This is a genomic window from Flavobacterium marginilacus (assembly GCF_026870155.1).
Lineage (GTDB): Bacteria > Bacteroidota > Bacteroidia > Flavobacteriales > Flavobacteriaceae > Flavobacterium > Flavobacterium marginilacus.
The window spans coordinates 2,725,929-2,745,754 of the sequence record NZ_CP113975.1 but is presented as its reverse complement, the minus strand read 5'-3'; the positions used below and the strand labels follow the sequence as shown (position 1 = coordinate 2,745,754).

The following is a 19,826-nucleotide window of genomic DNA, read 5'->3' as shown; positions in this document are numbered from 1 at the left end:
ATCACAAAAATGTAAAAATGAAATTTCAAATATTGCAAAAAACTATATATTTGAAATCAAATTTAAACCCAATGTCTGTACCCCCAAAAATTACATTATTAGAACAGTATTTTAAACAATTCAGAGACAATATTATCGGAATTGAACAAGAGTTTGAATCTCCTTATGGTAAACAAAAAATTGTATATACTGACTGGACAGCTAGCGGCCGTTTGTATCGCCCCATTGAAGAAAAACTGATGAATGAATTTGGACCATTTGTGGCCAATACCCATACAGAAACGACTGTTTCCGGAACAGCAATGACCAAATCATACCATCATGCCCGAAATATTATTAAGGATCATGTAAATGCCAGTTCTGAAGATGTTTTGATAACTGATGGAACCGGAATGACAGGTGTTGTAAATAAATTTCAGCGGATATTGGGACTGAAAGTGCCAGAAAATCTGACTGAGTATTTCACTATTCCGGCTGAAAAAAAACCGATTGTATTTATTTCGCACATGGAGCATCATTCCAATCAGACTTCATGGCTGGAGACCATTGCTGATGTGGAAGTGATTCCATCGTGTGAAGAAGGCCTTTTCAGTCTTTCGAATCTTACTGCATTATTAGAAAAACACAAAGACAGAGCATATAAAATTGCTTCAATAACTTCCTGTTCCAATGTGACAGGAATTAAAACACCATATCATGAAGCAGCAAAATTGATGCATGAACACAATGGCGTTTGTTTTGTGGATTTTGCCTGTTCCGGTCCTTATGTAAAAATAGATATGCATCCCGAAGATCCAGAATCCTATCTGGATGCTGTTTTCTTTTCTCCGCATAAATTTTTAGGAGGCCCTGGAACTTCAGGAGTTTTGGTTTTCAATAAAAAACTGTATCACAATATGGTGCCAGACTGCCCAGGCGGAGGAACTGTTTCCTGGACAAATCCTTGGGGCGAGCATAAATATCTGGATAATATCGAAGATAGGGAAGATGGCGGAACTCCAGGTTTTCTGCAGGTAATTAAAACAGCTTTAGCAATTCAGCTGAAAGAGCAGATGGGAGCTGAAAATATTCTTAAACGCGAACACGAAATCGTAGAATATGTTTTTGATGCACTGGGAAGTGTTCCAAATATAAAAATACTCGCAGGACAGCATCACGACCGTTTAGGAGTGATTTCATTTTTTATAGAAGATCTGCATTTTAATCTGGGAGTAAAATTATTAAATGATAAATTTGGAATTCAGACCCGCGGTGGCTGCAGCTGTGCGGGTACTTACGGGCATTTCTTGCTGCATGTGGATCAGGAAGCTTCCAATAAACTGGTTGATGAAATTAGTCTGGGAGATTTGATTCGAAAACCAGGATGGATCAGAATGTCAATACATCCAACTACAGCAACAGAAGAAATTGAATATGTCTGCAACAGTATAAAATTATTAGCTCAAGAGCACAAAAACTGGTCATTAGATTACGAATATGATAAAGTAAATAACGAATTTATTCATAAAAATGCGCAGACATTAGAAGATATATTAGTACAGAATTGGTTTTCTTTTTAGCAGCTAAAAATTAATATTTTCTAATAAAAAAATCACTTAATCTAGACAGTCTGCCTAGATTAAGTGATTTTTTTATTTTTAAAATTCGAAGTCTTATTTTCTGTATTTCCATCTTTTGTGTGTCCACAAATAATATTCAGGAGCTTCATAAATTTGTTTTTCCAAAAGCTCTAAATATTGGTCGGTAAGGGCAAAATTTGGAATCTCTTTTGGATTATCAGAAAGAAGCTCGAGAGTGGCTTCATAATAACCGCGTTTTATTTTTTTAGTATTTAGATACAGCAAATTCATATTGTATCTTTTGGAAAGCATTTCAGCGCCAACATGCACTGGGACTTCAATTCCCATAAATTTAGACCAATGCAGTGCACCTTTTGCCTTAGGAGATTGATCACTCGCAAAACCATACAAAGACAGAATATTGTTTTTATTGTTATTTATTATTGTTGGTACTGTCTGCTTTGTAGTAATTAATTTGGCATTGAATCTAGAACGAATTTTATGTACTAGTTTATCAAAATATGGATTTTTTATCTGTTTATAAATACCATATCCGGCAAAGCTTGAGTAATAGTTCATCGATATAATCCATTCATAACTAGCATAATGAGAACATATAATAGCGACGCTTTTTCCCTGTTTCTCTAACTCTTTATACATATCAATGTTTTTGAAAACAAATCTCTTACATATTTCTTCTTTAGAAATATTCATTGTTTTTATCATTTCCAGAAACATGTCGCACATATGGTGATAGAATTTTTTCTCGATAACTAAACGTTCTTCATCTGTTAATTTAGGAAGTGCCAAAGCTAGATTTTCGCGAACCGTTTTTCTGCGGTATCCAATAATTTTATAAACGAAGAAATAAACAATATCAGAAAATAAATATAGTAATCTAAAAGGAAGCATCGATATACACCAAATTAAGGGATAGGCTAGTAGATATATGAAGTATTGCATGTAGTAAAAGTTTATGCAAATATAAATAAATATTATTTTTCTTTATATTCTTCGGAATTCAGAATTCCTTGTACGAGTCAATCTATATATTGAAACTCTATCTTTTATGCTTCCATCTTTTATGAGTCCATAAATAGTATTCTGGAGTTTCATAAATCTGCTGTTCAACCAATTTGATAAACTGGTCTGTAATTTCATAGTTTGGAACTTCTTTAGAATTTTCAGAAAGAACTTCCATAACTGCTTCGTAATAACCACGTTTTATTTTTTTTGTTTTAAGAAAAACAACATTCATATCATACTTTTTTGCCAGCATTTCTGCTCCAGTATGTACAGGAACCTCAATTCCCATGAATTTTGTCCAATGATAAGCGCAGCTTTCTTTTGGTGACTGATCACTTGCAAATCCATAAACTGACAAAGTTTTGTTTTTGCAGTTATTTTCGATAGTGGATATTGTTTCTTTTGTCGTTATCAGGTGTGCATTAAACTTAGATCGGATAGAATGAATCAATTTATCAAAATACGGATTTTTTATCTGCTTATAAATGCCAAAACTTTGAAATTCTGTATAATAATTCATAGAAATAACCCATTCATAACTTGCATAATGAGCGCACATTATGGCAATGCTTTTTCCTTTTTTCTCTAAATCGGCATAGATTTCAAAATTTTTAAAAACATATCTCCTGCAGATTTCTTCTTTAGAAATATTCATTGTTTTTATCATTTCCAGAAACATATCACATAAATGATGATAAAATTTCTTTTCAATAATTAACCGTTCTTTATTTGATAAATGAGGTAAAGCCAATGCCAGATTTGTCCGTACAGTTTTTTTTCTGTAACCAATAATACGGTAGAGGATTATATAAACATAATCTGAAAAAAGATACAATAGCGGAAAAGGGAGCATTGAAATACACCATAAAAAAGGGTAAACAATCAGATAAACAAGGTATTTCATTCTTATAGTTTGACCAAATATAGCGTATTAATCTGCGTTTAAATGTTCTTTAAGGTTTATTTAAGCATTTAATAATAACAGGATGTTAATCTTTTGAAAAAAATAAGAAATTACCTTTAATTCATTGCTGACAGTAGTATTTGTAAATTAAATAATAGTTAGCTTTACGGTAAAATTTTAAAAACGTATCAATATTATGAATATCATTTTAATTGCAATTATTGTTGCAAATGTATTAATCAGTTATAAAGGATTTAATGATTTTTCATTTTTTCGAAAATATGAATTTCATGTCGGAAGCATTCGTGCAGGAGAACAAATCAGAATGATTTCATCCGGATTTCTACATGCTGATGTTGCACACTTATTTTTCAATATGGTGACTCTTTATTTTTTTGCACCAGTTGTTACAAATTACTTGGGGAATTTCTCATTTGTTTTGGTTTATTTTGGGAGTTTAATTTTTGGGAGTTTACTAACTATGTCGTTTCATAAAGATGACTATAATTATAGAGCGGTAGGCGCATCTGGAGCTGTAACGGGAATTATTTTTAGTTCAATTTTGCTTGATTCACGCTTAGAAATTTTTGGATTTATTCCTGGATTTATTTATGGATTTATTTATTTACTTTCTTCTATTTATGGTATGAAAGCCAAAAATGACAATATTGGACACACAGCACATTTTGGCGGCGCAGTAGGCGGTTATTTGATAACGATTTTGAGAAATCCTGAGTTATTGCATGAGCATACTTTTAACGTCGTTATATTAGCTATTCCCATTATTATTCTTTTTATAATGGCAAAAATGGGTAAATTATAGAATAATGATTTTATAAATTTAAAAAGTATGAAAAATTTAATATGACTATCCGTGACTAATACCAAATCGATAAAATTGGCCACATATTATAAAGATTAACACAGATTCCTAAAAAATGCATGTGAAATCTGTGAGAGTCTGTGTAATCAGTGGCAAAAAAACATTTAGTATGCTTTGCGGATAGTCATGAAATTAAATATTAATGTGAGTTTTAAATTGTACTGAATTTAAAAATAATTAGAATTCAAAATCCTATTTCATTATAAAATGCGATGGGATTTTTTTATGAATGAGGTATAAAAAGCATTTTTTTCAGCTTTTTTACTTTTTTGAAGTGTGCAGAATTCTAATCTAACGTGTAAAATTCGATTATTATTTTATAGCCGTATTTTTTTGTAATTATTAAAATGGCTCAATTAATTTATTTTTTTCGTAAAAAAACAATTGAATTTTTTGAGTTAATTTTTTAAATTAATCTTTGTCCTATAAAACCGGTAGTATTTAAAATAAATTAACCAAACAAAAATATAAAAGCACAAAATTACAAAACTGCTATTTTTTTAATTTAGTGATTTTAAATACTATATATAAAATATTGACATTAATAAAGTAAGTGAGAAAACCTCCAGATTGGTACATTTTTTCTAACTAAATCATCTTTTTAGTTTTTAAAATAAAAAATGTTTAATATTGCTTTTGGATCTTCACACCCTTTAGTTAATGTCTGCTTATCATAAATATGCTGATCAAATTTTATTAAATCTTCTTAAGGAAGATGATCAATTGGCGTATACCGAAATTTTTGAAAGATATTCTAAAATCTTAGTCAATCATGCTTACAAAATGCTTGGCAGCAGGGATGAAGCAAATGATGTTGTTCAAGATGTTTTTTTAGCCATTTGGAACAAAAGAAATGAAATAATACTTACCGGTTCTCTTTCTTCTTATTTATACAAAGCAGTAAAAAATAGAATTCTGAATCATATTGCCCATGAAAAAGTAGTTTCACGTTATGCTGATTCGATTTTAAACTTTATTGAAAATGATTATGTTTTGGCAGATTCTAAACTTAGAGAAGAAGAATTAGAAGCTATTATCGAAAAAGAAATCACTCTGCTTCCTGAAAAAATGCGTGAAGTTTTCCTTTTAAGAAAGGTAGAAGAACTTTCATACGAAGAAATTGCAGTTAAATTAAATATTACTGATAAAACTGCTAAACAGCAAGTTTATAATTCGCTTAAAATACTGAGACATAAACTCAAGTCTCTATTGGGTGTATTCGTTTGGTAATTAACGCATTGTTACTTTTTTCTTTTTGTTGTCATATCTGACGAAAATTACTCACATTACCCTTATTTGCCTAATTAAAAACAATGAAAATTGATATTTGTTAACAATTTTACAAAGTTTTTTTAATATTGCCTATGACAAATGTTATTTCTAACTGTCTTACTTAAAACGGAGACAAAATTTCGTGTTGTAATTATGGATAAAACTGAAATCTTAGCATTGCTGCAAAAATACCAAAATGGCACTTTATCTAACGAGGATAGAGATAAACTAGATGCGTGGTATTTAAATAAAGCTTTAAATAGCGATTTACAGCTTAGTGAAAATGAAATAGAAAGCAGTTACGAATATTTGAAATCTAAATTACCGCTTCATCAGGAAAGAAAAGTAATCAGCCTATGGCCGCGTGCCGCTGTTGCTGCATCAATTGCCTTATTATTGGGTACAGGCATATTTTATTTCACAAAATCTAAACAGGAGGTTATTCAGGTTGCTGTAAAACAGAAAGAAATTGCTCCAGGAGGTAATAGAGGGATTTTGACCCTTTCAAACGGAAAGCAGATTATTCTGGCTGACATTTCAGCAAAAGATACTATTGCCAGCGAAGGAGAAGAACAGGAAGTTACAATTAAAATGAATGCCGATGGAGTGATCACTTATATTATAAACCCTGATGCTGATACTTCAAAAAATGATGTTAATTCATTTAATACACTTTCAACACCAACAGGAGGGCAATACAATATTATTCTGGCAGACGGAACGAAAGTATACTTAAATACGGTTTCATCTATTAAGTATCCAACTCAGTTTAATGGAGATAAAAGGATAGTAGAGTTAGAAGGAGAGGCATATTTTGAAGTAGCCAAAAATAAAAACAAACCTTTTATCGTGAAATCCGGTAATCAGTCTATAGAAGTACTTGGAACTCATTTTAACGTACATGCTTATAATAATGAAGCGGTTACAAAAACTACTTTATTGGAAGGAAGTGTTGCTGTTGCTTATAAAAATCAAAAAGCAGTTTTAAAACCAGGGGAACAGTCTAATGTATCTGATAATTTTAATAAGATAGCTATTCGGAAAGTTGATACCGAAGCCGCTATTGCCTGGAAAAATGGCCGTTTTAAATTTGATAACGCCGATCTAAAAACTGTAATGAAACAATTGGAGCGCTGGTACGGAATAAAAGTAGAGTACCGCGGAGATGTCTCGGATGTCAGGTTTAACGGAGGCACATTTATGAATAAAAATCTGTCTGAGGTATTAAAAGTACTTGAGCTTAGTAATATAAAATTTAAGGTTGAAGGAAAAACGATTATTGTTTACCCCTGATTTTAAATTTACTCGATTATATTGAGACTATAAATTAAAAAACCAGAAGCAGTTGCGATGCTTCTGGTTGTTAAAAAGTTTATAGCCAGTATAAGTTGTCTACTAATTGTTTAACTATAACTAATCGTAAATGTATGAAATTTAATTTACAAACGAAAAAGCCTTACAAAAAATTCGGGAAAAAGATTCCCTGTCTTAATTTTTCTAATCATGTATGGGTACTTTGTGCACTGCTTATGCTAATATGCAGTCATACAGCTAAGGCACAAAAGGTTACCGTTAATTTTAAAGATGCGCCGCTTGAAACAGTTCTCAAAGAAACTGCAAAACAGGCCAATTACGAAGTTTTTTACAATCAGAATTTACTAAAAAATTCAAATCCTGTAACAATCAACGTCAAAAATTCTAATTTAAGAGATGCTTTAAATTTAATTTTCAGTAATCAAAGTTTGAAGTATACAATTACCAATCAAACGATAGTGGTGACTGATTTAAAAGAAGAGAATCGGGGAAACGGAATAATAAACATACGCGGAAAAGTACTAAATAGCAAAAATGAGACTTTTCCGGGAGTAAATGTTTATGTTGCAGGGACAAACAAGCGTACTATAACCGATTATGATGGGAGCTTTTCTTTTGATAATGTATCATCAGATGGTATCATTGAATGTTCTGGGCTGACTATTGAAAAAAAATCTTTTTCTATTAATGGGCGTGTAGAATTGACACTTATTGTTGAAGATAAAATATCTGCCATGAAAGAAGTGGTAGTTACAGGTTTTCAAACGCTCACCAAAAGCCATTCTACAGGGGCATTTGCTCAGGTTGATGAAAAAACTTTAAATGAAAATATTAATTCCAATCTTGCAACTGCTATTGAAGGACGTGTGGCAGGTTTGATGTTCCAGAAAAATCCAACAGGAGCATCGGCTGATACGCCTATATTAAGAGGTATTGGCACCTATTCTTCTTTAGAAGTTGGGTATAGCCCGCTTTTGGTTATAGATGGTCTCCCAACAGAATTGACTCTTGACGAGATTAATCCTTATGATATTGAAAGCGTAAACGTTCTTAAAGATGCCGCAGCCGGATCTATTTATGGTTCAAGAGCAGCGAATGGTATTATTGTTTTGACTACCAAGAAAGGAAATGGTAAGCTAAAAGTGAGTGTAAATTCTGATTTCTTTGTTGGTACCAAACCAAACCTTAACGATATGAATTATGTTTCAACCAGTGAGCTGATTGATTTTGAACAGGCTGTGTATAATAGAGAGCGAGCGAGATTTGCCAATACAACCAGTATGTTCAGCAGTTATGGTGATATTGGAAGCACCAGCCCGAAGTATTATAGCCCTTTATACCAGCTCAACAGAGATTTGGAAGATAAAAAAATCAGCAGTGCAGATTACGATACCACTATCGCCCAATGGAGAAAGAACGATTATATAAAAGATTATAGTGATAATGTATGGCAAAATGAATTCAGACAGCGTTACAATGTAGCATTTTCAGGGAGCACAAGTAAGCAGAATACGTATGTGTCATTGAATTATGACGCAGCAGACAATCGAATCAAATTCAATAACAGCCGTGCATTTAATCTTTATGCAAAAAGCAGTTTTCAGGTAAACAACTGGTTAAATGCCACTTTTGGATTAAACTCAACTTATACGAATGAAGATGTTACTGATTCTGATTTTAGAAATTATGATATCCAAAAAAGATACGAGCGCATCACTGATGATAATGGAGATTTAGTGATGTCATCTTTTGTAGGTATTAAAGATGGTTTTACAGGCAGCAGTGTTATTAACCCTGCTATGGCCGCAAAAATAAATAGTTTAAGCGGTTTTAAATCAGTAAGATTTAATGTGTTGAATTCTCTACAGGAAGGTATTACACAAGAAAACTCATTAAGTTTGAGAACTTTTGCAAATATTCGTGCTAAAATATGGAAAGGCTTAAGCTATAATACACAATTTCAGTACGAATTAAGAAAAAACGACAATGAACAGTATAACGCTGTAGATTCTTATAAAATGCGTTTCGCTATTAATACTCTAACAGGATATAATGCAGCTACAAACGCCTACACGTATGTTGATGGTTTTTCTACAGGAGGACGTTACAAACAATTGAGCAGTCAGGCGAGTAATTATTCTTTTAGAAACCAGTTAGATTTTAATCAGGATTTTAGTGAAGGGAAACACTCTGTTAATGCTTTAGCAGGTTTTGAAATGCGTGAAACTTTTGTTCCCAGAACTATTGAACAGATACGATACGGTTATGACCCAGTTACACTTACTTCTGCTACATTAAATAACCTTTCACTTAGTCAGACAGGTGTTTCTAGTTATATTTATGGAAATAGCGCAACTTTAGCAGCTTTATCAAGAACACAGACAGAAGTTTTACATCGTTATTTTTCTGTTTTTAGTACAGCAGGTTATACATATTTATCAAAATATAACGTAACAGGAAGTTACCGTGTGGATCGTGCTGATTTATTTGGAGTAGATTCTAAATATAAAAACCGTCCATTGTGGTCTGTAGGTTTAGGATGGAATATTAGCAATGAGGACTTCATGAAAGAGGTAAAATGGGTAGATATGCTTAAGCTTAGAGCGACTTATGGTGTTAGCGGAAATATCGATCAAAGTACAACACCGTATGTAACTGCTACAAGAAAAAATGACAACTTATACCAGTCTTTACAATATATAAACATTACAGCTCAGCCTAACCCAATGCTGAGATGGGAAAAAACACAAACCACTAACTTAGGTTTAGATTATACTGTATTAAGGCATAAACTAACAGGAAGTATTGATGTATATCGTAAATACAGCAGTGATTTATTGGCAACAACCGATTTAGATCCTACTGTTGGAGCAACAAGCAGAAGAATCAATGCAGGAGCTTTACTGAACAGAGGAGTTGAATTTAGTGTTGGTTCTGAATGGTTTAATAATGGTAATTTCCGTATTAATTCTAATGTAGTTTTTGGTTTCAACAATACAACTGTTGATAAAGTTACCAGAGCACAATCTTCGTCATCAGTTTATGTTAGCGCACCATCGAATTACTTTTTCCAAGGGGATATATACAATACGCTGTATGCTTATAAATACGGAGGTACAGTTAATGGATATCCTTATGTTCTGGATGAAAACGGAAATCCATCAATCACTTTTGATGCCAATGGAAACCCTGTGTCAACGAGTATAAAAACTGTTACCAATCCGAATGCGCTTGTAAAAATGGGAAGTTTAACACCAACTTATACAGGTTCCCTGTCACAGCGATTCACCTATAGACAATTCGATTTAAATATGATGTTTATTTTCTCAGGAGGTAACGTAATGCGAAAAGAAACTATCGACATGAGTACTGATGCTGTAAATCTTTCAGGTATTACAGATCGTTACACAGATGCACAGCCAAACGGCAATACACGTTTATATGTAGATTTAGCAGAAAACGTGAGAAGTTATGCTGGAACAATCAGCAGCCAATGGAGAAATTCTGATGTAAATGTTGTAGATGGAGATTATATCAAACTTAGAAATATTTCATTAGGTTACAGCCTGCCAAAATCTTTCGCAAATAAAATCAAAATGGAATCAGCAAAATTCACTTTCCAGGTAAACAATATATGGTATTGGAGCGCTGCTGGAAACCGTATTGATCCTGAAGTCTATTCAGTTAACTCAGGAACACGCAACTTACCATTGCCTAAAACTTATTTATTTGGGTTTAATCTAACACTTTAAAAAAATGAAACATAAATATATAATAATACTATCGCTGATGATGTTAACTATTACATCCTGCGAAGATTACACTGATGTTACGCCTAAAGGGGCTTTAGTTGTTGAGACAGCCTCGCAATTCTATGAAATGGTATCTCTGCCGGGCAGAGGCTATCCAATCAATAACTTTCAGTATCTGGTAGACGATCAATGGATGAAAGAATCAAATGTAATAGGTAAAACGCCAAACATCGATATTATCAATTTTACTTTTGATGAAACTACCGACAGAGTTTCTTTAATGACTGGTTCCAGCTTTTATAATCAGGCTTACACTTATATAAACAGATGGAATACTATTATTTCATTAGTTGATAATAGCAAAGGAGATGAAAGTACAAAACAATTAGCAAAAGCAGAAGCCAAAATCTATAGAGCATACGATCACTTTTTATTAGTAAACCACTATGCAAAAGGTTATGACCCGCAGACTGCGGCTACTGACGGCGGTATCTGTATCATGGACAAATTTGATTTAGAAGCACAGCCATCAAAATCTACTGTAGCTCAGGTTTACGATTTTATTCAAAAGGATATAGAAGATGCACTGCCGTATCTTCAGGAAAAACCAGCTGATGTTTACCATCCTTCATTGGCATTTGCTTATGCATTTAAGGCCAAGGTTCATTTATTTAAACGTGAAATCGCCAGTGCCCAAGCAGCTGCAGAAAAATCATTAAGTTATAATAATCAAATATTTGATATGGTAGCTTATAACAAGCAGGGAGGACCAAATGTAGTTGCCGTACCAGCAGCAAATAATATAGAAGTACTCAGCTACATGTACATGACGGGTTATAATGAAATGAATTTTGCCTATCAGTATATCATAAGCCCGGAGCTTCGTACTTTATTTGGTATTAATGATGCCCGTTTTAATTTGTTTTTCAATACTACCAGCACAACAAATCTTGATCTGGGATCAAATACAGCATATTGGGCAACTGTATATACGAAGTTTTTTTACCCTACTGTTGGAATGAAAACAACTGAAGTTTATTTAATGCTGGCCGAATGTTATGCCAGAGAAAATAAATTTACGGAAGCTGTTGATATTTTAAATAAACTAAGAGCAAAACGTATTTTATCAGGTACTGTAAATTTATCTGTTCCAGCCACCAGAAAAGAAACAATGGAACTTGTTATAAACGAACGCAGAAAAGAATTACTGTTAGGCTTTAATCGTTTTTTTGATCTTAAAAGATTAAACACTGAAACGGAATACGCAAAAACGATTACAAGAGTATTTCCAATCGTTAACAAGACCGTTCCGCAAAAAACGTATACTTTACAGCCTAATTCCAAATTATACATTGTTCCGTTTCCTTTGTCAGCTTTAACAAAAAATCCAAAGCTTACATTAAATACTGACGAAAAACTTCCATTTTAATTCTAATGAAGAAATTATTTATATTAACAATCATGCTGGCAGCTTTGCTCCAGCATGGTTTTGCTCAGGCACAAGAAAAAAAAGAAGACAGTATCAGTAACCAGCAGAAAGGTTTACAGGCCTATGATAAGATAATTAAAGAAGGTGCTAAAACCAAAATAGGCCTTTTTACTGTTAATCAGGTCGTTAATAAATTTTACTTTCAAATTCCGGATAGTTTGTACAACAGATATATGCTGGTAGTGACCAGATATCTTTCTACTCCTGAAGGCATGGGTTTTTTTGGCGGTGAAAAAGCCAACGAGCAGACTATTTACTTTGAAAAAGGAGCTAATAATACTGTTTTCTTAAGATCATTGCAATACAAACAGGATGTCCGCAATCCCGATTCGATGCTGGCAAAAGCATTAGCCGGCAGTAACGAAAATCCAATTGTTGCCGCTTTTCCAATAAAAACAATTAATCCTGCTACCGGAAATGCTGTTATTGATGTAACAGATGTTTTCAAGAAAGATAACCCGATGTTTTCTTTGCCAAGCCAGGAAAAAACAGAGAAAAAGCTAACCACGCTTGCTGATGATAAAACTTTTATCGAAACCATTGACAGCTATCCGATTAATATTGAAGTAAAGACCACCAAGACATATACAAGTACTTCATCTAACAGCGGAAGCATAACGCTGCGATTAAATGTCTCTATTGTATTACTTCCAAAAACGCCGATGCGAAAACGTTTTGAAGATGAAAGAGTTGGTTATTTTGCAAATAAGTATGTTTTGTTTGATGATGACAAGCAGCGGGCTGAAAAAAAATTCATTATTCAGCGTTACCGTTTGGAACCAAAAGATAAAGACATCAAAAAATACTTAAGAGGCGAACTGGTTGAACCTAAAAAGCAAATTGTTTACTATATTGACCCAGCGACGCCAAAAAAATGGAGACCTTATCTAATTGCAGGTATCAACGACTGGCAGAAAGCTTTTGAGGCTGCAGGTTTTAAAAATGCTATTGTTGGTAAAGAATGGCCGGAAGATGATAAAACAATGAGTCTGGAAGACGCTAGGTATTCGGTAGTAAGATATCTTGCCTCTGAAACACCAAATGCTTACGGTCCGAGAATTAGTGATCCAAGAAGCGGGGAAATCATGGAGAGCCACGTAGGATGGTATCATAATGTGATGAAATTAGTGCAAAGATGGTATATGATTCAGGTAGGGCCTTTGGATCCAAAAGCCAGAAAAATGCATTTGGATGATGAGTTAATGGGACAGTTAATCCGTTTTGTTTCTTCTCATGAAATTGGGCATACAATTGGTTTACGCCACAACATGGGAGCCAGCAGCGCAACTCCTGTTGAAAAATTAAGGGATAAAAAATGGGTTGAAGCAAATGGTCATACCGTTTCTATCATGGATTATGCCCGCTTTAACTATGTGGCTCAGCCGGAAGATAATATTGGTCCAGAGGGTATTTATCCACGTATCGGGATGTACGATAAATGGGCAGTTAAATGGGGGTACAGCTATTTTCCAAACGCTAAAGATGAGTTTGAAGAAGAAAATATTCTTGCCAAATTAACAACAGACAGTTTAACTGCTAATCCTAAATTATGGTTTGGAGGCGAAGGAAAAGAAGAAGATCCGCGCAGTCAGTCAGAGGATCTAGGTGATGACGCAGTACTTGCGAGCGATTACGGAATTAAAAATCTGAAACGTGTTGTACCAAATCTTGTAGAATGGACTTACGAACCAAACGATGCTTATAACAATTTAGAAGATATGCACAAAGCGGTTGTAACACAATATTCAAGGTACTTGTATCATGTGCTGAAATATATTGGTAATAACTATGTCACTAAAAGAAGTGTTGACGAAAAAGGTGTCGTAATCCAGCCAGTGCCAAAAGAAAAAGTGAAAGCAGCTATCGATTATGTAGGCAGACAATTGTTTGTAGCCCCTCTTTGGATGTATCCGCAGAATATTGATCAGCTTATTTCTTTAAAAACTGAGGATCAGATTTCAGATCAGCAGAATCAGGTGTTAAACATACTGCTAAGTTCAGGGATACTTTACAATATCAACCTTAAATCGATGCAGTTTGAAGGAGCATATACCGTTCCTGAGTTTTTAAACGATTTACAGCAGACAGTATGGGTAAAATTTACTGGTGACACAAAACAGGATTATTACAGAAGATCTTTGCAACGCAGCTATATTGATAAATTAGGCATGCTGTTATTACCTAAAGAGACAGAACCTGGCAAGGCTTTGAATGCCGCGCAGCGCAGTGATGTGAGGTTATATGGTAAACAGCATCTTTTAAAATTAAGAGCAGATATTACAAAGCTGATGAGTGGAGCAACAGGATTAAACAAAGAACATTTCGAAAGTATTTTAATCGATATTGACAAAATTATTTCAAAACTAAATAAAACTGATATATGAAAAGAATACTAGTTATAGCATTCATGAGCTTAAGTACTTTGGGACACGCCCAATTGAAGTCAAAAGATGAAGTGACTCCAGATCAGGTAGAGAAACGGGAAGCGCAAAAAAAGGAAATCACAAAAAATTATCTGGCCTTAAAAAACAGCCTTATAATTTCAGATAGTCTTGCTGCTGTCAAAAATGCTGAGGCATTAAAGACTTCATTAAAAAACTTCAAATTTAAAAAGTTAAGGCTTGAACAAATGAATGAGGCTACTGCAAAAAGAAGAGAAATTATTGATCTGGCCACTGAAGTAACAGCAACTAAAAACATCAATAAACAAAGAAAAATTGTTCAGGAACTTTCAGTTAAATTCTGGGACTTAGCTCCAAAATTTAAGGCCGAAGATACTGCATTATATCTTCAGGTATGCCCAATGACGGGAGCAGTCTGGACAAGCGACAGCAAAGAAATCAAAAATCCTTACTATCCTAAAAATATGCTGACTTGCGGTGAAGTAAAAGCAAGTTTATAAAAGTTGAATTAAATTGAGTTAGTTTGTCTGATAAATACGGTATTCTTAAACAGGAGCCGTATTTGTCTTTTTTGCTAAAAAAACATTAATGTTTAAAAGGTTTTGCTCAAAGATAAATTCAAATTTTATAATTTTGTAATACACTAATAATTAATGAAAAAGATATTCCTTTTGCTAGTATTTGTTTTGGGTTTCCTTTTGGTACCTAGCACAGTTATGGCCTGTAAAAGTGAATCTTTAAAAGATACTCCGCATAAAGAAATATCCTCAAAAAATACCAAAGAACATTCTTGCAGCAGTTCTTCCCATTCGAAAAAAAACAATCATAACTGCGGCGGAAAATGCAGTCATTCCAAGTGTGTCTGTCCTTCTTTTTGTTCGGTATCCTTCTTCTTTAATGAAGTAAATATTGATGCTGTTGCTTTAGAAAATGCTATCGTACCGCAAAGATTTCCTAATTTCACAACATTTCTTTCTGCAGGTTATGGATCGCTTTGGCTTATCCCTAAAATAAGCTAAAAAAAAAACTGACAGCCATTGGTCTGTCAATTTCAGAGCATATTAACGCTCAAAACTATCTATTCCAGACTCTTTTTTACAATTTGATTAATGCTTTGCAAAAAGTTCATTTGATCAAATCATAAGTTATTCACTTTAAAACACACACAATGTATTCATTTAAAAATATAATGATAGCAATGCTTCTATTGCTGTCAGCCATAGGCAGTACTCAAATTAAAAATCCTATTAAAGCAAATATCCAAATATACGGCAGCTGCGGCATGTGCAAAAACAATATTGAGCAGGCAGGGAATCAAAAAAATATTGTGGCTGTCGATTGGGATAAAAATACTAAAATAGCTTCCATTACTTACGATTCAAAGAAGACTAATACCGATCAGATTTTAAAACGTATTGCTTTGGCAGGATATGACAGCAGCAGTTTTTTGGCACCAGCATCGGCCTATGCCAAACTTTCCGACTGCTGTAAGTACACCCGAGACGCAAAAAAAACAGAACCTAAATCTGAAATAGACACTACTGCTCATAATACTCACAATGAAACAGTATTGAACCCATTGCAAGAAGTTTATGATGCTTATTTTACCCTTAAGGATGCTTTTATACAGTCTAACAGCACAACGGTTTCTGCTGGCGCAAAAGCATTACTGATACTTATTTCTTCGGTAAAAACAGAGTCTTTATCAGCACAGGAGCAAAAAATATGGATGAAGATAAATGCATCGTTAATTACTCAGTCTAGTGCGATTACAAAGACAAATAATATAGAAAAACAAAGAGAAATTTTTAAAGAATTATTTAAAACATTTTATGAACTGATTAAAAATATCAAAATTGCAGATCCAGTTTATTATCAATATTGTCCTATGGCAGATGCTAATTGGCTGAGTAAAGAAAGTGCTGTAAAAAATCCTTACTATGGATCTCAGATGTTAACCTGCGGTAAAACGGTAGAGATCATTAAATAATTCAATATCCAAAAATGAAATCAATCTATATACTGTTTCTTTTTGCCGTAACGGCAAGCGCTCAGCAGGTGGTTCGTTACGATTTGTATGTCAGGGATACTCTTGTCAGCTTTACGGACAGACCAAAAAAAGCTATTGCAGTAAACGGACAGATACCGATGCCTACACTTACATTCACAGAAGGCGATATTGCCGAGATTTATGTGCATAATGAGATGGAGGAGGAAACATCGCTCCATTGGCACGGTCTGTTTTTGCCCAACAAAGAAGACGGAGTTCCATATTTGACTCAAATGCCTATAAAGCCACACACGGTTTATAAATATACCTTTCCCATTATTCAGCATGGTACGCATTGGTATCACAGTCACAGCGGGCTTCAGGAGCAAATCGGAATGTATGGATCTTTTATAATCAATAAAAAAGCTGACGATCCTCATTTCAGAAAAGGAATAGATGATCTGCCAGCGGTTCCTGTTATTTTAAGCGAATGGACCGATATGAAACCCGAAAATATCCACAGGTTGCTGCATAATGCCAGCGATTGGTTTGCTATAAAAAAAGGCTCAACCCAAAGTTATGGTGAAGCCATAAAGCAGAGACACTTTTCTACTAAAGTGATTAACGAATGGAAACGTATGAACGCTATGGACGTAAGTGATGTTTACTATGATCGTTTTTTAATCAATGGGGAGAATGAAAGGCAGCTCTCTCAGTTCAAAGCTGGAGATAAAGTGCGTTTAAGGGTTTCCAATGGCGGAGCTTCAAGTAATTTCTGGCTTACCTATGCAGGCGGAAAAATTACTGTAGTTGCTAATGACGGTAATGATGTAGAACCTGTAGCTGTAGATCGTCTGCTTATTGCCGTGTCCGAAACCTATGATCTTGTTATTGATATTCCAGAAGACCAAACAGCTTATGAGTTCTTAGCTACGCCAGAAGACAGGACTAAATCAGCGTCTTTGTACATTGGCTCCGGTATCAAGCAGCTCACAGAACCGCTTCCTAAATTGAAGTATTTTGAAGGGATGAAGATGATGAACAGCATGATGAAATTTAATGGTGATCTGGACGATATGGGCATGAGTATGTCTTTGAATCAAATGGATATGAACGTCGTAATGTATCCTGAAATAACCGGTGAAGCTTTAAAAAAAGAAAATTCTTCTCACAAGAACCACACAGAAGATACTGCAGCACAGTATAACAGTAATGCATTATCAGATATTGTAACCTTAAATTACAGCATGCTTAAATCAACGGTAAAAACAACTCTTCCCCAGAATGCACCAGTAAAGGAACTTCGGTTTGAACTCAGTGGAAATATGAATCGTTATGTGTGGAGTCTGGATAATAAAGTGGTATCTGAAACGGATAAAATCCTAATCAAAAAAGGAGAAAACGTTCGTATAGTATTGTACAACGGTTCCATGATGCGCCATCCCATGCACCTGCACGGGCATGATTTCCGTCTGCTCAACGGTCAGGGTGATTATGCACCGCTAAAAAATGTCGTCGATATTATGCCCATGGAAACCGATACAATAGAATTTAATGCGAATGCTGAAGGCGACTGGTTTTTTCACTGTCATATTCTGTATCATATGATGAGCGGTATGGGAAGAATTTTTAGTTATGAAGACCAGAAATCCAATGCTGAAATTCCAGAGCCTAAAGCAGCACAGAAAAAACTGTTTGCAGATGATAGGATGTTTCATTTTATGGCAGAAAATGATTTTGCGATTAATGGAAATGATGGAGAAGCAATGTATCAAAATACCCGATGGAGTATAGGTTCTGAATGGCGGTTAGGCTATAACGATATGCACGGTTATGAAACAGAAACTCATATAGGGAGATATATTGGTAAAATGCAGTGGCTGATGCCGTTTATCGGATTTGACTGGAGATACCGCAAAATGGAGGCAGGAGAGAACGAAGAAAATGTTTTTGGACAAAGCAGTACTAAAAACAGTAGATCAGTATTTAGTGCCGGAGTTAATTATACGCTGCCAATGCTTATTACAGCACAGGCAGAAGTTTTTACCGATGGTAATTTCCGTCTTCAGTTTGAGCGCAAAGATATACCGCTTTCTAAGAGGCTTCGAATGAGTTTGATGTGGAACACTGATAAAGAGTATATGGGAGCTTTAAAATATATAGCAGGCAGGAATTTTGGACTTACGACACATTACGACAGTGATATGGGAATAGGATTTGGTTTTAACCTGAATTATTAAATACAGCCGTTTATTACAAAGAATAAATGACTTTAAAAGTTTATTGGAATATTTTTTTTCAGAAAGACAGCTATTTATTTAATAACTAAAATCCCATCTCGTTACAAAATGAGATGGGATTTTTTTGTAGATTAAATACGGTCTGAATATTTTCGGTTCCTTCATATTGCTCTGCCTAGATTTCGATATATTCATCCTTTTTAAATTGTATCCTTAAATTATATAAGTATTAGATTAAAAAATTAAGACTGCTTTAAGATTTAATTAAAATATTTTATTAATTTTAATTAACTAAAAATCAACACAATGGATAAAACTATAAGGATGCGGGTGAAAAAGGAGATTGACAATAGTAACCAGCTAAAAGTTTTAAAACTGAAAGGTACTTTAATAACCAAGGGGTTCACTGAAATTATTCACATTGCTGATGAAAACGAAGATTTTTATCTCAATTCATTTTCAACTTCACCAGATCATAAAAAAGAAGCAGAAAATTTTGTACTGAATTATATTTCCAATAATAATCTAAGCGATACCATTACGCTTTTAAGTACATAGTATTTTTTATAAATAATACCCTACACTTACAGGTATACTTTGAATACTTCACTAAGTTATAGATTTATCAAACGATCAGCATGGGATCTCTTGATTTAGCAGTGCAAAAACAACTAGCTGATAATCGATTGTCTGTTAGAATTGCCGTTTCAGATATTTTATATACGGGCAACTGGTCGGGTGAAACGCAATACGGAGAATTATTTATTCGCGGAAATGGTGGTTATGAAAGCCGTCAGTTCAAGGTCAACCTTAGCTACAATTTTGGAAATAAAGAAATTAAAGAAACAAGAAAAAGAGCGTCAGTGTCAGAAGAGGAAAAGGCACGAATTACAAATTAAGTATGTTTTTAAAAAATACACAGAGGCTGTCCGAAAAGGACAGCTTTTTTTTGCATGAAGATACTGGGATATATTCGAATCCGTGGACGACAAGTC

The 19,826-nt window shown here is 34.0% G+C and carries 15 protein-coding genes; 13 read left to right on the top strand and 2 right to left on the bottom strand.

Annotation, left to right across the window (positions count from 1 at the left end):
• Positions 1-71 precede the first annotated feature (71 nt).
• Complete coding sequence (locus OZP07_RS11855; RefSeq protein WP_281638472.1) at positions 72-1,559, top strand: aminotransferase class V-fold PLP-dependent enzyme; 1,488 nt, start codon at positions 72-74, stop codon at positions 1,557-1,559.
• A gap of 93 nt (positions 1,560-1,652) precedes the next feature.
• Here OZP07_RS11855 and OZP07_RS11850 read toward each other — a convergent pair whose 3' ends face one another.
• Both OZP07_RS11850 and OZP07_RS11845 read right to left on the bottom strand, forming a co-directional pair.
• Entirely contained in the window at positions 1,653-2,522 is an 870-nt protein-coding gene (locus OZP07_RS11850) for a lysophospholipid acyltransferase family protein (protein ID WP_281635238.1), read from the bottom strand.
• A gap of 97 nt (positions 2,523-2,619) precedes the next feature.
• A complete protein-coding gene (locus OZP07_RS11845; RefSeq protein ID WP_194640579.1) occupies positions 2,620-3,489 on the bottom strand; it encodes a lysophospholipid acyltransferase family protein in 870 nt (289 codons plus the stop codon).
• A 196-nt stretch (positions 3,490-3,685) separates the two neighbouring features.
• Between OZP07_RS11845 and OZP07_RS11840 the strand changes: the two genes are divergently transcribed.
• The 12 genes from OZP07_RS11840 (at position 3,686) to OZP07_RS11785 (ending at position 19,730) form a co-directional block, all read left to right on the top strand.
• The gene (locus OZP07_RS11840; protein ID WP_281635237.1) at positions 3,686-4,312 is read left to right on the top strand and encodes a rhomboid family intramembrane serine protease; all 627 of its coding nucleotides are present in this window, start codon (positions 3,686-3,688) and stop codon (positions 4,310-4,312) included.
• Between the two features lie 720 nt (positions 4,313-5,032).
• Positions 5,033-5,602 carry an RNA polymerase sigma factor gene (locus OZP07_RS11835; protein ID WP_281635236.1) on the top strand — a complete coding sequence of 190 codons (570 nt, stop codon included), beginning with the start codon at positions 5,033-5,035 and terminating at the stop codon, positions 5,600-5,602.
• A gap of 195 nt (positions 5,603-5,797) precedes the next feature.
• Positions 5,798-6,937 carry a FecR family protein gene (locus OZP07_RS11830; protein WP_281635235.1) on the top strand — a complete coding sequence of 380 codons (1,140 nt, stop codon included), beginning with the start codon at positions 5,798-5,800 and terminating at the stop codon, positions 6,935-6,937.
• A gap of 134 nt (positions 6,938-7,071) precedes the next feature.
• Positions 7,072-10,710, top strand: a complete 3,639-nt coding sequence (locus OZP07_RS11825) for a SusC/RagA family TonB-linked outer membrane protein (RefSeq protein WP_281635234.1) — start codon at positions 7,072-7,074, stop codon at positions 10,708-10,710.
• A 4-nt stretch (positions 10,711-10,714) separates the two neighbouring features.
• The gene (locus OZP07_RS11820) at positions 10,715-12,139 is read left to right on the top strand and encodes a RagB/SusD family nutrient uptake outer membrane protein (RefSeq protein ID WP_281635233.1); all 1,425 of its coding nucleotides are present in this window, start codon (positions 10,715-10,717) and stop codon (positions 12,137-12,139) included.
• Positions 12,140-12,144: 5 nt separating this feature from the next.
• Complete coding sequence (locus tag OZP07_RS11815; RefSeq protein ID WP_281635232.1) at positions 12,145-14,583, top strand: zinc-dependent metalloprotease; 2,439 nt, start codon at positions 12,145-12,147, stop codon at positions 14,581-14,583.
• Positions 14,580-15,101: a DUF3347 domain-containing protein gene (locus tag OZP07_RS11810; RefSeq protein WP_281635231.1), complete on the top strand. Its 522-nt coding sequence runs from the start codon at positions 14,580-14,582 to the stop codon at positions 15,099-15,101. The genes OZP07_RS11815 and OZP07_RS11810 overlap by 4 nt, the downstream gene beginning before the upstream one ends.
• A 153-nt stretch (positions 15,102-15,254) precedes the next feature.
• Positions 15,255-15,620 (top strand): hypothetical protein, encoded by a 366-nt coding sequence (locus OZP07_RS11805; RefSeq protein WP_281635230.1) that lies wholly within the window; start codon positions 15,255-15,257, stop codon positions 15,618-15,620.
• Between the two features lie 149 nt (positions 15,621-15,769).
• On the top strand, positions 15,770-16,591 hold the full coding sequence (locus OZP07_RS11800; RefSeq protein ID WP_281635229.1) for a DUF3347 domain-containing protein: 822 nt from the start codon (positions 15,770-15,772) through the stop codon (positions 16,589-16,591).
• Between the two features lie 14 nt (positions 16,592-16,605).
• Positions 16,606-18,831, top strand: a complete 2,226-nt coding sequence (locus tag OZP07_RS11795; RefSeq protein WP_281635228.1) for a multicopper oxidase family protein — start codon at positions 16,606-16,608, stop codon at positions 18,829-18,831.
• A gap of 306 nt (positions 18,832-19,137) precedes the next feature.
• A complete protein-coding gene (locus OZP07_RS11790) occupies positions 19,138-19,389 on the top strand; it encodes a hypothetical protein (protein WP_281635227.1) in 252 nt (83 codons plus the stop codon).
• A gap of 80 nt (positions 19,390-19,469) precedes the next feature.
• Positions 19,470-19,730 carry an outer membrane beta-barrel protein gene (locus OZP07_RS11785; RefSeq protein WP_281635226.1) on the top strand — a complete coding sequence of 87 codons (261 nt, stop codon included), beginning with the start codon at positions 19,470-19,472 and terminating at the stop codon, positions 19,728-19,730.
• Positions 19,731-19,826 lie beyond the last annotated feature (96 nt).

Bases quoted from the DNA above. Each gene is read 5' to 3' on its own strand.
- OZP07_RS11855 (WP_281638472.1), top strand. From the start codon at position 72: ATGTCTGTACCCCCAAAAATTACATTATTAGAACAGTATTTTAAACAA.
- OZP07_RS11850 (WP_281635238.1), bottom strand. From the start codon at position 2,522: ATGCAATACTTCATATATCTACTAGCCTATCCCTTAATTTGGTGTATA.
- OZP07_RS11845 (WP_194640579.1), bottom strand. From the start codon at position 3,489: ATGAAATACCTTGTTTATCTGATTGTTTACCCTTTTTTATGGTGTATT.
- OZP07_RS11840 (WP_281635237.1), top strand. From the start codon at position 3,686: ATGAATATCATTTTAATTGCAATTATTGTTGCAAATGTATTAATCAGT.
- OZP07_RS11835 (WP_281635236.1), top strand. From the start codon at position 5,033: ATGTCTGCTTATCATAAATATGCTGATCAAATTTTATTAAATCTTCTT.
- OZP07_RS11830 (WP_281635235.1), top strand. From the start codon at position 5,798: ATGGATAAAACTGAAATCTTAGCATTGCTGCAAAAATACCAAAATGGC.
- OZP07_RS11825 (WP_281635234.1), top strand. From the start codon at position 7,072: ATGAAATTTAATTTACAAACGAAAAAGCCTTACAAAAAATTCGGGAAA.
- OZP07_RS11820 (WP_281635233.1), top strand. From the start codon at position 10,715: ATGAAACATAAATATATAATAATACTATCGCTGATGATGTTAACTATT.
- OZP07_RS11815 (WP_281635232.1), top strand. From the start codon at position 12,145: ATGAAGAAATTATTTATATTAACAATCATGCTGGCAGCTTTGCTCCAG.
- OZP07_RS11810 (WP_281635231.1), top strand. From the start codon at position 14,580: ATGAAAAGAATACTAGTTATAGCATTCATGAGCTTAAGTACTTTGGGA.
- OZP07_RS11805 (WP_281635230.1), top strand. From the start codon at position 15,255: ATGAAAAAGATATTCCTTTTGCTAGTATTTGTTTTGGGTTTCCTTTTG.
- OZP07_RS11800 (WP_281635229.1), top strand. From the start codon at position 15,770: ATGTATTCATTTAAAAATATAATGATAGCAATGCTTCTATTGCTGTCA.
- OZP07_RS11795 (WP_281635228.1), top strand. From the start codon at position 16,606: ATGAAATCAATCTATATACTGTTTCTTTTTGCCGTAACGGCAAGCGCT.
- OZP07_RS11790 (WP_281635227.1), top strand. From the start codon at position 19,138: ATGGATAAAACTATAAGGATGCGGGTGAAAAAGGAGATTGACAATAGT.
- OZP07_RS11785 (WP_281635226.1), top strand. From the start codon at position 19,470: ATGGGATCTCTTGATTTAGCAGTGCAAAAACAACTAGCTGATAATCGA.